The 15,528-nt window shown below is 71.7% G+C and carries 10 protein-coding genes; all 10 read left to right on the top strand.

Annotation, left to right across the window (positions count from 1 at the left end; all coding sequences use genetic code 11):
• Positions 1–381: 381 nt before the first annotated feature.
• Positions 382–1,572: an ROK family protein gene (locus VH969_RS32120; RefSeq protein WP_331981219.1), complete on the top strand. Its 1,191-nt coding sequence runs from the start codon at positions 382–384 to the stop codon at positions 1,570–1,572.
• The gene (locus tag VH969_RS32115; protein ID WP_331981216.1) at positions 1,569–3,131 is read left to right on the top strand and encodes a sugar ABC transporter ATP-binding protein; all 1,563 of its coding nucleotides are present in this window, start codon (positions 1,569–1,571) and stop codon (positions 3,129–3,131) included. Before VH969_RS32120 ends, VH969_RS32115 begins: the two co-directional genes overlap by 4 nt.
• 95 nt (positions 3,132–3,226) lie before the next feature.
• Complete coding sequence (locus VH969_RS32110) at positions 3,227–4,156, top strand: ABC transporter permease (RefSeq protein ID WP_331981395.1); 930 nt, start codon at positions 3,227–3,229, stop codon at positions 4,154–4,156.
• Positions 4,157–4,212: 56 nt separating this feature from the next.
• A complete protein-coding gene (locus VH969_RS32105; RefSeq protein WP_331981213.1) occupies positions 4,213–5,271 on the top strand; it encodes a substrate-binding domain-containing protein in 1,059 nt (352 codons plus the stop codon).
• Positions 5,272–5,336: 65 nt separating this feature from the next.
• Positions 5,337–6,497: a Gfo/Idh/MocA family protein gene (locus tag VH969_RS32100; RefSeq protein WP_331981210.1), complete on the top strand. Its 1,161-nt coding sequence runs from the start codon at positions 5,337–5,339 to the stop codon at positions 6,495–6,497.
• Between the two features lie 13 nt (positions 6,498–6,510).
• Positions 6,511–7,677: a xylose isomerase gene (gene xylA, locus VH969_RS32095; RefSeq protein ID WP_331981207.1), complete on the top strand. Its 1,167-nt coding sequence runs from the start codon at positions 6,511–6,513 to the stop codon at positions 7,675–7,677.
• 231 nt (positions 7,678–7,908) lie between these two features.
• A complete protein-coding gene (locus VH969_RS32090) occupies positions 7,909–12,432 on the top strand; it encodes a ThuA domain-containing protein (RefSeq protein ID WP_331981204.1) in 4,524 nt (1,507 codons plus the stop codon).
• 167 nt (positions 12,433–12,599) lie between these two features.
• Positions 12,600–13,772 carry an inositol-3-phosphate synthase gene (locus VH969_RS32085; RefSeq protein ID WP_331981201.1) on the top strand — a complete coding sequence of 391 codons (1,173 nt, stop codon included), beginning with the start codon at positions 12,600–12,602 and terminating at the stop codon, positions 13,770–13,772.
• On the top strand, positions 13,769–14,617 hold the full coding sequence (locus VH969_RS32080) for an SCO3242 family prenyltransferase (protein WP_331981199.1): 849 nt from the start codon (positions 13,769–13,771) through the stop codon (positions 14,615–14,617). Before VH969_RS32085 ends, VH969_RS32080 begins: the two co-directional genes overlap by 4 nt.
• On the top strand, positions 14,614–15,528 hold a 915-nt coding region (locus VH969_RS32075), incomplete at its 3' end, for a sugar phosphate isomerase/epimerase family protein (protein WP_331981196.1). The genes VH969_RS32080 and VH969_RS32075, both read left to right, overlap by 4 nt.

Raw genomic sequence — 15,528 nt, 5'->3', positions numbered from 1 at the left:
GAGTGGTGGTCGGGTGTCTTGGCTGCTGTCGAGTGGTGGTCGGCTGTCGCGGTCCCTCAGCTGTCTGTTGAGCGGTGGTCCGCTCTCTCGCTCCTGCTCTCCCTTCCTCTCTCTCCGGCGCGCCCTCGCCGACCCGCTCTCCCTCTCCTGGTGCTCGGCTTCGTGTTGAATCAGCACTACTTTTGATGGTTGGAGTCAAAAGATCGATCCAGATGTTGCGCCAAACGGGGTATTGCGACGAGAAGTGGCGCTACGGGACGCTCCTATGTGAGTCAGCGCACCGACTTTCGATCGGAGCCTCAACGAAGTGGAGTGCCGACGGTGGGCCAGAGCCGCCCCGCGGACCAAGCCGGTCTGCGCCGAGGGAACCTCGCACTTCTGGTGCGCACCCTCCGCGAGCACGGCGCGCTGTCCCGGGCCCAGCTCGCGGTCCGCTCCGGCCTGTCCAAGGCCACCGTCTCGAGCCTCGTCACAGACCTCGAGCTGCGCGGGCTCGTGCACTCCGCCGGCGTCTCGGCGGGCGGCCAGGGCCGCCCCGGCCAGCTCGTCGACCTGCGGCCGACCAGCGTGTGCGGCCTCGGGCTGGACGTGCACGTCGGGCACGTCGGCGCGGCCGTCACCGACCTGTCGGGCGAGCTGCTCTTCCACCGCCGGGTCGCCTGCGACGTGCCGGGCATCGGACCCGAGCGTGCGATCGACCAGCTCGCCGAGCTCGCCGACACCGCGCTCGCCGAGGTCAAGGGCGCCGTCGGGCCGCCGGCCGGCGCCACCGTCTCCGTGCCGGGCCTCGTCGACCGGGGTGCCGGCATCGTCACGTTCGCGCCCCGGCTGCGCTGGCGCGACGTCGCGGTCGCCGACGGACTCGCCGCGCGCACCGGACTGGCGCTGGACCGGATCGCGGTCGACAACGACGCCAACCTCGGCGCGGAGGCCGAGCTCGCCAGGATGGGCGGGGCCGTCGACGACCTCGTCTACCTCACCGGCGACTTCGGCATCGGCGGCGGCGTGATCGCCGGCGGCAAGCTCATCCGCGGCTCGATCGGCTTCGCCGGCGAGATCGGGCACATGGCCATGGACCCGCTCGGCCCGTACTGCTCGTGCGGCCGGCGCGGCTGCTGGGAGACCCAGGTCGGCCTCGGCGCGCTGCTGCACGCGTGCGCCGATCCCGACGACCCGGTCCGCGACCCCACGCTCGACCTCGACCAGCGCATGCGCATCGTCCGCTCCCGCGCCGAGCAGCGCGACCGGCGCACGCTCGAGGCGCTGCACCAGATCGGCACCGAGCTCGGGCACGGCGTCTCGATCCTGGTCAACCTGCTCAACCCGGCCGTCGTCGTGCTCGGCGGCTACTTCGCGGCGCTGCCCGAGTGGCTCGTCGAGCCGATCCGCAACGAGGTCGTGGCGAACGTGCTGGCCCCGGGCGCGGGCGGCGCGCGCATCGTCGCCTCCGGGCTCGGCTTCACCGCGGCCACCGCCGGCGGCGCGCTCGCGGCGCTGCGCCGGGTCCTCGACGACCCGACCGTCGTGCCCGCCGGACAACCGAACGTCGACGATGAGGAGGCGCCCGCATGAGCGAGCCCGCGAGCGAGTCATCGGCGCCGGGCGAACCCGACCCGAACGCCGAGGTACTGCTGACGATGTCCGGCATCGTCAAGACCTTCCCCGGGGTGCGCGCGCTCGACGGGGTGGATCTCGAGGTCCGCGCCGGCGAGGTGCACTGCCTGCTCGGTCAGAACGGCGCCGGGAAGTCGACCTTGATCAAGGTGCTCTCCGGCGCGCACCAGCCGGACGGCGGCGTGATCCGCTGGCGCGACAAGCCCACGACGTTCGGCTCGCCGAACGCCGCGCTCAACCTCGGCATCGCCACGATGTACCAGGAGCTCGACCTGGTCGACGGCATCACGGTGGCGGAGAACATCTTCCTCGGCCACGAGCACGCGGTGTTCGGCTTCCCGCAGCGGCGCCGGATGCGCAACGAGGCCCGCGCGCTGATGCGCCGGCTCGGCCACCCGGAGATCCCGCCGGGCCGCGAGGTCGCACTGCTGTCCGCGGCCGGCCAGCAGCTCGTGTCGATGGCCCGCGCGCTCGTGCACGACGCCCGGCTGATCATCATGGACGAGCCCACCGCCGCGCTCGCCGCCGACGAGGTCGACAACCTGTTCCGCATCGTCCACGAGCTCACCACCGAGGGCGTCGCGGTCGTCTACATCTCCCACCGGCTGGAGGAGATCCGCCGCATCGGGCACCGGGTGACCGTGCTCAAGGACGGCCGCACGGTCGCCGCCGGTCTCGACGCGCGCACGACGTCGACGAGCGAGCTCGTGAACCTGATGTCCGGCCGGATGGTGGAGACGGTCTTCCCGAAGAGGGAGGTGTCCACCGTGGACGAGACGAACGAGGTGCTGCGCGTCGAGGGCCTGACCCGCGGCAGCGAGTTCGCCGACGTCAGCTTCACGGTGCACGCCGGGGAGATCGTCGGCCTCGCGGGCCTGGTCGGCGCCGGGCGCAGCGAGGTGCTGGAGACGGTGTTCGGCGCGCGCAAGGCCGACGCCGGCTCGGTGTGGGTCAACGGCAAGCGGCTGCGTGCGGGCAGCGTGCCGGCCGCGGTGGCGGCCGGGGTCGGGCTCGCGCCGGAGGAGCGCAAGAGTCAGGGGCTGCTGCTGGACCAGTCGGTGGCCGACAACGTGACGCTCGCGAGCCTGCCGGAGTACAGCACCGCCGGCTTCTCCGACCGCGGCCGCGAGCTGCGCGACTCGCGGGCCACGCTCGAGCGGCTCGACCTGCGCCCGGCCGACCCGCGCCGGGTGGTGCGCACGCTGTCCGGCGGCAACCAGCAGAAGGCCGTCGTGGCCCGCTGGCTGGTTCGCGACTGCAAGGTGCTGTTGCTGGACGAGCCGACCCGCGGCGTCGACGTCGGGGCGCGGGCCGAGCTGTACCGGCTGATCCACGAGCTCGCGTCCGCGGGGGTGGCGGTGGTGCTCGTGTCCAGCGAGGTTCCGGAGGTGCTCGGTCTGTCCGACCGGGTGCTGGTGATGCGTGAGGGCCGCCTGCTCACCGAGGCGCCGGCGAGCGAGCTCACGGAGGCGGCCGTGCTCGACATGGTCATGGAAGGCAGCGAGGTGATGGCGTGAGCGACGTGGAGGAGCGGTCCTCTGTAGACGAAACCGTGCCGGAGCCGGTCCAGACCGGTCCGACCGGCGGGGTGCGCACGCCCAGCGGGCTGCGGATGGACATCCGGCTGGCGATCCTGATAGGCGTGCTGATCGCGCTGTGCGTGGTCGGCTACGTCACCGCGCCGCAGACGTTCCTGTCCGAGAGCAACATCTCCACGATGCTGCGCCTCGCGGCGGCGATCGGCGTGGTCAGCGTCGGCATGACGTTCGTGATCATCTCCGGCGGCATCGACCTGTCCGTCGGCTCGATGGTGGCGCTCGCCAGCGTCTGGATGACCACGCTCGCGACCCAGTCCTACGGCCCGTGGATCATGGTGCTCTGCGGGCTCGCGGTCGGGCTCGGCGCCGGGCTGATCAACGGCCTGCTGATCGCGTACGGCCGGGTGGTGCCGTTCATCGCGACGCTCGCCATGTACGCGTCCGCGCGCGGCCTGGCCGAGCGGCTCTCCGAGCGGCGCACCCAGGTCGTGACCGTGCAGGGGTTCCTCGAGTTCTTCCGCGGCGACCTGCTGGGCATCCCGGTGCTGATCTGGATGCTCGCCGTGGTGTACGTGATCGGCTGGGTGGTGCTCAACCGCACCACGTTCGGCCGGCGCACGTTCGCGGTCGGCGGCAACGCCGAGGCCGCTCGCCTGGCCGGCATCAACGTCAAGCGGCACACCGCGTACGTGTACGCGCTAGCCGGCCTGTGCTGTGGGATCGCCGCGCTCATGGTCGTCGCCCGCACCACATCGGGCGCGTCGACCAACGGGCAGTTCTACGAGCTGGACGCGATCGCCGCGGTCGTCATCGGCGGCACCTTGCTGTCCGGTGGCCGCGGCACGCTGATCGGCACGCTCATCGGCGTGCTGATCTTCACCGTGGTCAACAGCATCTTCACCCAGAACAACCTCGAGACCGACATCCAGAACATCGCCAAGGGCGCGATCATCGTCGCCGCGGTGCTGCTCCAGTCGTCCACCACCCGCACCCGAAAAACCTAGCGCTACCAACACACCCCCGCCCTTTCCTCCACTTCAGACAGTACAAGGGAGTACCCATGTCCCAGAGCCCGTTCCTGGCCCGCCGCCGGTTCCTCCTCGGCGCCTCCGCGCTCGGCGCGGGCGCGCTCGTCGTCGGCTGCACCTCCAACGAGCCGGCCAACGCCGGCAACGAGCAGCAGGTCGCCGCCGGTGGGGCCGACAACGCCCAGCCCGGCAAGGAGGTCACGATCGGCTTCTCGGCGCCGGCCGCCGACCACGGCTGGATCGCGGCGATCACCAAGAACGCGAAGGCCCAGGCCGACGCGTTCAAGGACGTCACGTTCAACGCCACCGAGGGCACGAACGACGTGAACCAGCAGATCGCGCAGGTCGAGTCGCTGGTCAACGACGGCCTCGACGTGCTGGTCATCCTGCCCTTCGACGGCAAGGCGCTGACCGCCACCGCCCAGGAGATCATGGACAAGGACATCCCCGTGATCAACCTGGACCGCGTCTTCGACACCCCGCTCGCGTACCGCACGTGGATCGGCGGCGACAACTACCGCATGGGCGTCAACGCCGGTAACTACATCGCCGACCAGATGAAGTCCAAGGGCGTGTCCAGCCCGATCATCGGCGAGGTGGCCGGCATCGACTCGCTGCCGCTGACCCAGGAGCGCAGCAAAGGCTTCAAGGACGCGCTGGCGAAGGCCGGGTTCAAGGTCGGCCCGCGCGTCGCGGCCGAGTTCACCGCGGAGTCCGGCGAGAAGCAGACGGCGAACCTGCTGCAGGGTGCGTCCAAGCTGGACGCGCTGTGGAACCACGACGACGACCAGGGCATCGGCGTGATGGCCGCGATCGACTCGGCCGGCCGCAGCGAGTTCATCATGGTCGGCGGCGCCGGCTCGCGGGACATGATGGACCGCATCAAGGCCGACAACACGGTCATCAAGGCGACCGTCCTCTACAGCCCGTCGATGGCGTCCACCGCGGTCTCGCTGGCCCGCCTGCTCGGCCAGAACAAGGGTGTCGCCGACTTCGCCGAGCACGAGATCCCGGCGTTCATCACCACCTACTCGGCGGTGGTGACCAAGCAGAACGTCGACTCGTACCTGGACGTCGGCTTCGACTCCTGAGGCGAAGCGGGCGGAGCGGAGTGCGAGTTCACAGTGGACACGCAGGAGGACACGGAGGATGAGCGATGACTGAGGGCAGCGGGGGCCGGATCGGAATCGGCATGGTCGGCCACGCGTTCATGGGAGCGGTGCACTCCCACGCATGGCGGAACGCACACAGATTCTTCGATCTGCCGATGGTTCCGGACCTCGCCGTCCTCGGCGGGCGTGACCTCGCCCGGACGAAGGCCGCGGCGGCGAGGTACGGCTGGGCGAGCGTGTCGACCGACTGGCGCGAGGTCGTGGCGTCCGACGACGTCGGTCTGGTCGACGTCTGCACGCCGGGCGACTCGCACGCGGAGATCGCCATCGCGGCGCTCGCGGCGGGCAAGCACGTGCTGTGCGAGAAGCCGCTCGCCAACACGGTCGCCGAGGCCGAGGAGATGGCGGCGGCGGCGGCCGAGGCCGCCGCCCGCGGCGTCCGGTCGATGGTGGCGTTCAACTACCGGCGGGTGCCGGCCATCGCGTACGCGCGCAGGCTGGTGGCCGACGGCAGGATCGGCACCGTGCGGCACGTCCGCGCGGTGTACCTGCAGGACTGGCTGTCGGACGAGAAGGCGCCGATGGTCTGGCGGCTGCGCAAGGACAAGGCCGGCTCCGGGGCGCTCGGCGACCTCGGCGCGCACATCGTCGACGCCACCCAGTACCTCGTGGGCGACCTGCTCACCGGGGTGTCCGCGGTGACGAACACGTTCGTCCACAAGCGACCGACCGAGGCCGGCGAGCTCGACGACGTCACGGTGGACGACGCGGCGCTGTTCCTCGGCCGGTTCGCGAACGGGGCGCTGGCGAGCTACGAGGCCACGCGGTTCGCGCTCGGCCGCAAGAACGCGATGCGGGTGGAGATCAACGGCTCGCTCGGCTCGATCGCGTTCGACTTCGAGTCGATGAACGAGCTGTCGTTCTACGACGGGACCGAGGGCGAGGCGGCCGGGTTCCGGCGGATCCTCGTCACCGAGCCGACCCACCCGTACGTCGGCGCGTGGTGGCCGCCCGGCCACCTGCTCGGCTACGAGCACACGTTCACCCACGAGGTCGTCGACCTGATCCGCGCGATCGGCGACGGCGTCGACCCGTCCCCGTCCTTCGCGGACGGCCTGCAGGTGCAGCGGGTGCTCGAGGCCGTCGAGCGCAGCGCGGCGGAAGGTTCGGCGTGGGCCGACATCCAGCCGGGAGGCACACAGTGAGCGGGAGCGAACCATGGATACCGTGAACGACTACCGGCCGCGTCCGGAGCACAGGTTCAGCTTCGGGCTGTGGACGGTCGGCTGGCAGGGGGTGGACCCGTTCGGCGTGGCCACCCGCGAGCCGATGGACCCGGCGTACGCGGTGGAGAAGCTCGCGGAGCTCGGCGCGTGGGGCGTGAGCTTCCACGACGACGACGTGATCCCGTTCGGGTCCGCGGACGCCGAGCGGTCGAGCCGGATCGCGAGCTTCCGCAAGGCACTGGACTCCACCGGGCTCGTGGTGCCGATGGCGACCACGAACCTGTTCACCCACCCGGTGTTCCGGGAGGGCGCGCTGACCGCGAACGACCGCGACGTGCGGCGGTTCGCGCTGCGGAAGATCCTGCGCAACCTCGACCTCGCGGCCGAGCTCGGCGCCCGTACCTACGTCATGTGGGGCGGCCGGGAGGGCGCGGAGTCGCCGTTCAACAAGGACGTGCGGGCCGCGCTGGACCGCTACGCCGAGTCGGTCAACATCCTGTGCGCGTACGTCCGCGAGCAGGGCTACGACATCCGGTTCGCGCTGGAGCCCAAGCCCAACGAGCCGCGTGGCGACATCCTGCTGCCGACCATCGGGCACGCGATCGCGTTCATCTCCACGCTCGAGGATCCCGACCGTGTCGGCCTCAACCCGGAGGTCGGGCACGAGCAGATGGCCGGAATGTCGGTGGTGCACGGTTATGCGCAGGCGTTGTGGCACGGAAAACTGTTCCACCTCGACCTGAACGGTCAAAACGGCGCGAAGTACGACCAGGACCTGCGGTTCGGTAACGGCGACGTGAAATCCGCGTTCGCACTTGTCGATTTGCTGGAACAGGCCGGTTACGACGGCCCGCGGCACTTCGACTTCAAGCCGGCGCGCAGCGAGGACGAGTCCGGTGTCTGGGCCTCCGCGGCGGCGTGCATGCGCAACTACCTGGTGCTCGCGGACAAGGCCCGGCGCTTCCGGGCCGACCCCGATGTGGCTGCCGCACTGGCGAACAGCCGCGTCGGCCAGCTGTCCGAACCCACCCTCGCGCCCGGCGAGAGCCTCGCCGACCTGAGGGCCGAGGAGCTCGACGTCGCTTCGGCGGCGCAGCGGGGTGCGCACGCCGAGGCGCTGGACCAGCTGGCTCTGGATTACCTGTTCGGCACCCGCTGACGAAAAGGCGGCGCCGCCAGACCCGTCACGTCCGGCGGCGCCGCGAACACGGAAAGGAGAAAGGTCCTTCTCGCGGTCCCTGATTTCCCTGAGACGAGGAGAAAAGTACCAGTGCGAGGGCACATTTCGAACGGTTACCGGACAAAACCACCTGGGGTGCGGCGGGGACTACGCGGCGCAGCACATTTCGGGCAGCGCCTCGCGGTCGGCTCACTGGCATTGCTGACCGGCATGGGGGTCGCCGCGGCGGACTCGACGGCACAGCCGGTCGCCCAGCACGAGGACCCGACCGTCCTCGTGTTCTCGAAGACGGCCGGCTTCCGGCACGACTCCATCCCCGCCGGCATCGCCGCCATCCAGGCGCTCGGCGCGGACCACGGCTTCGCCGTCGAGGCGACCGAGGACGCGAACGCGTTCACCGCCGAGAACCTCGCCCATTACTCCGCCGTGGTCTTCCTGTCGACCACGGGCGACGTCCTCGACGCCGCGCAGCAGACGGCGTTCGAGAACTACATCGAGGCCGGCGGCGGCTACGCGGGCGTGCACGCCGCGGCCGACACCGAGTACGACTGGCCCTGGTACGGCCGGCTCGTCGGCGCCTGGTTCAAGTCGCACCCGGCGATCCAGGAAGCCAAGGTGCACGTCGAGAGCCACGACCACCCGTCGACGGCCAACCTGCCGGACGACTGGACGCGCACCGACGAGTGGTACAACTACCGGACCAACCCGCGGACCGCGGTGAAGGTGCTGGCGTCGCTGGACGAGACCAGCTACGACGCCGGCCCGGACGCGATGGGCGACCACCCGATCATGTGGTGCCACCCGCAGGGCACCGGCCGGTCCTGGTACACCGGCGGCGGCCACACCACGGAGTCCTACCGCGACCCGGCGTTCCTCGACCACCTCGCGGGCGGCATCCGCTACGCGGCCGGCCTGGACGCGGCCGACTGCACGCCCGACACCGGCCCGGCCGAGCCGCCGGCCGACTCCGACTTCGACCAGATCACGCTGGCCAAGGGCGAGGAGGTCACCGGCGAGCCGATGGCGATGGCCGTGCTGCCGGACCGCCGCGTGCTGCACACCTCGCGCGACGGCCGCGTGTGGCTGACCACGCCGCAGGCGAGCACGTCACTCGCCGCCACGATCCCGGTGTACAACCACGACGAGGACGGGCTGCAGGGCATCGCGATCGACCCGCACTTCGCCGAGAACCACTGGGTGTACACCTACTACGCGCCGCCGCTGGACACGCCGGCCGGGGACGCGCCGAGCAATGGCACGGCCGCGGACTTCGAGCCGTTCAAGGGCCACAACCAGCTGTCCCGGTTCAAGTTCGTCGACGACGGCGACGGCGGCGGCACGCTGGACCTGGCGAGTGAGCAGAAGATCATGGAGGTCGCGACCGACCGCGGCCGCTGCTGCCACGTCGGCGGTGAGATCGACTTCGACGGCGCCGGCAACCTCGTCATGTCCACCGGCGACGACACCGACCCGTTCGAGTCGGACGGTTACACCCCGATCGACGAGCGGGCCGACCGCAACCCGGCCTTCGACGCGCAGCGCACTTCGGGCAACACCAACGACCTGCGCGGCAAGGTCCTGCGGATCACCGTGCAGGACGACGGCAGCTACACCATCCCGGCGGGCAACCTGTTCCCGCCGGGTACGGACAAGACCCGCCCGGAGATCTACGCGATGGGCTTCCGCAACCCGTTCCGGATCGCGGTGGACAAGCAGACCGGGTGGATCTACCTCGGCAACTACGGTCCGGACGCCGGCGGGGCCGATCCCGCCCGCGGTCCGGGCGGGATCGTGGAGTTCGACCTGCTGAAGGGGCCGGGCAACTACGGGTGGCCCTACTGCATCGGGGACAACCAGCCGTTCGTCGACTACGACTTCGCCACCGGAGCGTCGGGCCAGGCGTTCGACTGCGCGGCGCCGAAGAACGAGAGCCCGCACAACACCGGCCTGGTCGACCTGCCGCCGGCGATCGCGGCGTGGATCCCGTACGACGGTGGGTCCGTGCCCGAGTTCGGCACCGGCGGCGAGTCGCCGATGGGCGGCCCGGTGTACCACTTCGACCCGAACCTCGACTCGCCGACGAAGTTCCCGGAGTTCTACGACGGCAAGGACTTCGCCTACGAGTGGGACCGCGGCTGGATCCACACGATCGAGGTCGGTGGAGGCGGCGAGCGCGGCGCGATCGAGCCGTTCTTCGACTCGATGACGCTGACCAGGCCGATGAACATCGAGTTCGGTCCGGACGGCTCGCTGTACGTGCTGGACTACGGCAGCGGGTACTTCGGCGGCGCGGAGGACTCCGCGCTCTACCGGATCGACTACACCAAGGGCCACCGCACGCCCGAGGTGTCGCTGCAGGCGGACAAGACCTCCGGGCCGGCGCCGCTGACCGTCCACTTCGACCCGGCGGGCACGCGGGATCCGGACGGTGACGCGCTGACCTACGCCTGGGACTTCGACGGGGACGGCACCACCGACTCCACGGAGGCCGGACCGGTCGACCACACCTACGCCACGCCGGGCCAGTACTCGGCGAAGCTGTCGGTCACCGACACGACGGGGCTGACCGGCGCGGCCAGCGTGGTGATCACCGCGGGCAACACCGAGCCTGCGGTCAAGCTGGACGCGCCCGTGAACGGCGGCTTCTTCGGCTTCGGCGACACGGTTCCGTTCCACGTCACCGTGACCGACCCGGAGGACGGCACGATCGACTGCTCGAAGGTGACCGTGGAGTACATCCTCGGCCACGACAACCACGGGCACCCGCTGTCGCGGGCGACCGGATGCGAGGGCTCGATCGAGACACCGGCCGACGAGGGCCACGGCGCGGACGCGAACGTGTTCGGCGTGATCCACGCGAGCTACACCGACGGTGGCGCGCCCGGCGCGCCGGCGCTCACGGGCCAGGACGAGGCCGTACTGCAGCCGAAGGTGAAGCAGGCCGAGTTCTTCACCCAGATGAACGGCATCCAGGTCGTCGACCACGACGGCGCCGAGGGCGGCAAGCGGGTCGGCTACATCGACCCGGGCGACTGGCTGAAGTTCGACCCGGTGAACCTGACCGGAGTGGACGCGATCGGCTACCGGGTGTCCTCGGGCGGCCCGGGCGGCACGATCGAGGTGCACAAGAACGCGCCGGACGGCCCGCTGGTGCAGACCGTCCAGGTGGCCAACACCGGCAGCCCGGACAACTACGTGGACATCGCCCCGGCGCCGATCACCGATCCGGGCGGCACCGGGCCGCTCTACCTGGTCTTCCAGGGCACCGGCGGCGGTCTGTTCGATGTGGACGCCATCCACGTCGAGGGCGACGGCGTGGCCGGCGGTGGCGGCGGTCCGCAGGAGTGCACGCCGACGGCGCCGGAGGACGGCTACCGCAGCCTGTTCGACGGCACCGAGGCGAGCCTGCGGCACTGGCAGCACGCCGGGCCCGGCTCGTTCGTCCACCGCGACGACTGCACGATCATGTCGACCGGCGGGCTCGGGCTGCTGTCCTTCGACGAGGAGTTCAACGCCTTCAGCCTGAAGGTCGACTGGAAGGTCGCGGGCGATGACAACTCCGGTGTCTTCGTGGGCTACCCGGACGTCGGCGAGGACCCGTGGGTGGCGGTGAACCAGGGCTACGAGATCCAGATCGACGCGACGGACGCGGACGAGAAGACCACCGGTTCGATCTACTCGGTCCAGTCGGCGGACATCCCGGCCCGGGACGCCGCGCTGCACCCGCCGGGTGAGTGGAACACCTACGAGATCGTCGTGGCCGGCCAGACCATCAAGGTCTACCTCAACGGAGCGCTGATCAACGACTTCGTGAGCACCGATCCCGCGCGGGACCTCACCCAGGGCTTCGTCGGCATCCAGAACCACGGCGACGGTGACGACGTCTTCTTCCGCGACATCCAGATCAAGGAGATCGCGGACGAGGCGGCACCGGTCACCACGGCGACGTTCGCCGACCCCGGCCCGTCGGGGTGGCATCCGGGCACCGTGCCGGTCGAGCTGTCGGCGACCGACGCTGGCCAGGGCGTCGACCGCATCGAGTACAGGCTCGACGACGGCGACTGGACCCGCTACTCCGGCGTCGTGTCCGTGACCGGCGACGGCGACCACACCCTGCTGTACCGGGCGGCGGACAAGGCGGGGAACGTCGAGGCGGACAAGGCCGCGACCATCAAGATCGACGGCACGTCGCCGACCCTGCTGGTGGCCGGCGTGGCCGACGGGCGGGTCTACGGTGACGCCACGGACGTGGTGCTGTCCTGGCACGCCGAGGACACCACGTCCGGATTGTCCACTGTGACCGGTGCGCTCGACGGCGAGGCGGTCACGTCGGGTCGCGCGGTGGCGCTGTACCAGCTGCCGCTCGGCAACCACGGGTTCGCGGTAAGCGCCACCGACAAGGCCGGCAACACCACGAGCCAGACGCTGTCCTTCATGACGACGACGTCGATGCGCGACATCGGTCAGCTGGTCGACCGGTTCCGGGCGACCAACCGGCTGTCGCTCTCGGCGTACAAGCAGCTGTCCTCGATTCTCGCCAAGGCCCGCAAGGCCGAGGCGAACGGCAAGGACGGCAAGGCGGCGCGCTACCTCGGCACGTTCGTGACGCTCGCGATCGACCGCACCCTGGTCGCCGACGCGGACGTCCGTTCGGTCCTCGAGCGCGACGGCAACGCGGTGATCGACTCGATCAACGGGACGCGCGAGCTGCCGAAGGCGGTGAACGCTCGATGAGCGAGCTTGCGCGCGAGTCGATCGACGCGGTGCGACCGCGAGCGGCAGCACCGAGCCTGGGAGGGTATGTGGCTCGCGCCTGAGGACGGCCGGTGGGCCGGCGGCGTCCCGCACCACGCCGCCGGTCCACCGGTGTCACCTGATTCGCTGGAAAGGGGTCCGCACACATGGTTTCGCATGAACCGACCGGATTGTGGCTGGTCGGTGCGCGGGGGTCGGTGGCCACAACCGCCGTGACCGGGTTGCTGGCGTTGCGTGCCGGGCTCATCGAGCCCACCGGCTGCGTCACCGAGCGTCCGCCGTTCACCGAGCTGGGACTGGTGTCCTGGGACAACCTCGTCGTGGGCGGCCACGACATCGCGTGCACCCCGCTGGACAAACGGGCCGAGCAGCTGGCCGACTCCGGCCTGATCCCGCACCGCGTGCTGGCCGCGGTGGCGGCCGGCCTGCGCGGCGTCGACGCTTCCATCCGGGACGGTTACCACCCGTCGACGCACTCCGGTCCGCTCTCGGCCGCGGCCCACCGGCTCGCCGCGGACATCTCCGAGTTCCGCACGCGGCACGGGCTCGCGCGCGTGGTCGTCGTCAACGTCTCCTCGACCGAGCCGCCGGTGCCCCACCTGCCCGAGCACGACTCGCTCGAGGCGCTGCGCGCCGCGCTCGCCGAGCCGGGGCGGGCCGTGCTGCCGCCGAGCTCGCTGGCCGCGTATGCCGCGCTGCTCGCCGGCTGCCCGTTCGTGGACTTCACCCCGTCGCCCGGGATCCGCCTGCCCGCGTTGCACGAGCTGGCGGTGTCCGCCGGCCTGCCGTACGCGGGCGCGGACGGCAAGACGGGGGAGACGCTGCTGCGGACGGTTCTCGCGCCGATGTTCTCCGCGCGCGCCCTGCGCGTCCGCTCGTGGGCCGGCACGAACCTGCTGGGCGGCGGCGACGGCGCGAACCTCGCGGACCCCGAGCAGGCGCGCGGCAAGCTGGAGTCCAAGGCGCGCGGGCTCGCGTCCCTGCTCGGCGACTCGGTGACCGCGCCCCTGCACATCGACAACGTGCCCGACCTGGGCGAGCAGAAGACCGCGTGGGACCACGTGTCGTTCGAGGGCTTCCTCGGCGCGCGGATGAGCCTGCAGCTGACGTGGACGGGCCTGGACTCCGCGCTCGCGGCGCCGCTGGTGCTGGACCTCGCCCGGCTGACCGCCGCCGCGCACGCGGCCGGCCGGTCGGGTCCGCTCGGCGGGCTGGCGTTCTTCTTCAAGGACCCCATCGGCAGCGACGAGCACCGCTTCGCCGAGCAGACCAAGCTGCTGACCGCGTGGGCGCAGTCCCTGGCGAGGCAGGAGCCGTGAAGGCGTACCTGCAGCTCGTCCGGGCCCCGGCCGCCCTGACCGTCCTCGGCGACACGGTCGCCGGGGCCGCCGCGGCGGGCCGGCCGTTGCGCGGCAGGCGAGCACTGCTGCCGCTCGCGTCGGCGGCGTTCTACTGGTCGGGCATGGCGCTCAACGACTGGGCCGACCGCGAGCTCGACGCCACCGAGCGGCCCGAGCGACCCATCCCGTCCGGCCGGGTCACGCCGGGGCGGGCGCTGGCCGTCGCCGGCGGGCTCACCGCCGCCGGGGTCGGGCTCGCCGCCGCGGCCGGCGGGCGCGACGCCGTGCGAGTCGCCCTGCCACTGGCCGCCGCGGTCTGGGCGTACGACACGATCCTCAAGGCCACCCCGGCCGGACCGGTGGCGATGGCCGCCTGCCGGGCGCTCGACGTGCTCATGGGCGCGGGCGGGGCGCGGGCCGCGCTCCCGGCGGCGGCCGCGGTCGGCGGGCACACGCTCGGCGTCACCGCGCTGTCCCGCGGCGAGGTGCACGGTGCGTCGGCGGCCACCGCCGAGGCGGCGCTCGCCGGCACCGCCCTCGCCGCCGCCGCGGCGGCAGGCGGGCGGGCCCACTCGGTCCGGCACCGCCTCGGGGCGCTGACCGCGGCCGCGCTCTACTCCACGACCGTCGGCCGCGCGCAGTACGCCGCGCGCCAGGACCCGTCCGCCGCGACGGTCCGGCACGCCACCATGGCGGGCATCCACGGCATGGTCCCGCTCCAGGCCGCCATCGCCGCCCGCCGTGGCTCGCTGCTGGGCGCGCTCGCCGTGGCCGCCGCCCTGCCCGTGGCCCGCGCGCTGTCGCGGAAGGTGAGCCCGACATGACCTTCCACCTCGGGTACGGCACCAACGGCTTCGCCAACCACCGCCTCGACGACGCGTTGCACGTGATCGCCGATCTCGGATACACCTCCGTGGCGCTCACCCTCGACCACCACCACCTCGACCCGTTCGCCGACGACGTGGTCAAGCAGACCGAGCACGTCGCGGGCCTGCTGGACCGCCTCGGGCTGCGCTGCGTCGTCGAGACCGGGGCGCGGTACCTGCTCGACCCGCACCGCAAGCACCACCCCACGCTCGTCTGCGACGAGCCGGGGCGGCGCATCGACTTCCTCAACCGGGCGGTGCGCATCGCGGCCGACCTGAACGCCGACTGCGTCTCGTTCTGGTCCGGCATCCGCCCGGCCACGGTGGCGCCCGAGACCGCGTGGCGGCGGCTGCGGGCCGGGGTGGCGGCCGTGCTGGAGGAGGCGGCCGCGCGGAACGTCCCGCTGGGCATGGAGCCCGAGCCGGGCATGTTCGTCGAGCACCTGTCCGAGGCGCTGCGGCTCCGCGAAGAGCTGGGCGCGCCGGCACTGCTCGGCATCACATTGGACGTCGGCCACTGCGTGGCGGTGGAGTCCGACGACGCGGCCACCTGCTTGCGCCGCGCCGCGGATCTGCTGGTGAACGTGCAGCTGGACGACATGCGCACCGGGGTCCACGAGCATCTTGAGTTCGGCGAGGGCGAGCTCAATCTGCCGGCGACCCTGGCCGCGCTGACGGAGATCGGCTACGTCGGCGTCGCGGCCGTGGAGCTACCACGGCACAGCCACGCGGCGCCGGACGTGGCCGCCCGGGCGATCACCGCGCTCCGGGCGGCGTCCGGCCCGCCGGCCCGACCGTCCGATGTGGAGTGGGTGACGCAAGTGGACCATCCCTGGCTCGTCGAGGCGGAGGCCCGGGTGCGCAACGAC

This window comes from Actinophytocola sp., assembly GCF_036555685.1.
Classification (GTDB): domain Bacteria; phylum Actinomycetota; class Actinomycetes; order Mycobacteriales; family Pseudonocardiaceae; genus Actinophytocola.
This window is presented reverse-complemented; position numbering and strand designations above follow the sequence as displayed.

Coding starts and splice junctions, on each gene's coding strand:
- VH969_RS32090 (WP_331981204.1), top strand. CDS start 7,909: ATGGGGGTCGCCGCGGCGGACTCGACGGCACAGCCGGTCGCCCAGCAC.
- VH969_RS32085 (WP_331981201.1), top strand. CDS start 12,600: ATGGTTTCGCATGAACCGACCGGATTGTGGCTGGTCGGTGCGCGGGGG.
- xylA (WP_331981207.1), top strand. CDS start 6,511: ATGGATACCGTGAACGACTACCGGCCGCGTCCGGAGCACAGGTTCAGC.
- VH969_RS32105 (WP_331981213.1), top strand. CDS start 4,213: ATGTCCCAGAGCCCGTTCCTGGCCCGCCGCCGGTTCCTCCTCGGCGCC.
- VH969_RS32100 (WP_331981210.1), top strand. CDS start 5,337: ATGACTGAGGGCAGCGGGGGCCGGATCGGAATCGGCATGGTCGGCCAC.
- VH969_RS32110 (WP_331981395.1), top strand. CDS start 3,227: ATGGACATCCGGCTGGCGATCCTGATAGGCGTGCTGATCGCGCTGTGC.
- VH969_RS32115 (WP_331981216.1), top strand. CDS start 1,569: ATGAGCGAGCCCGCGAGCGAGTCATCGGCGCCGGGCGAACCCGACCCG.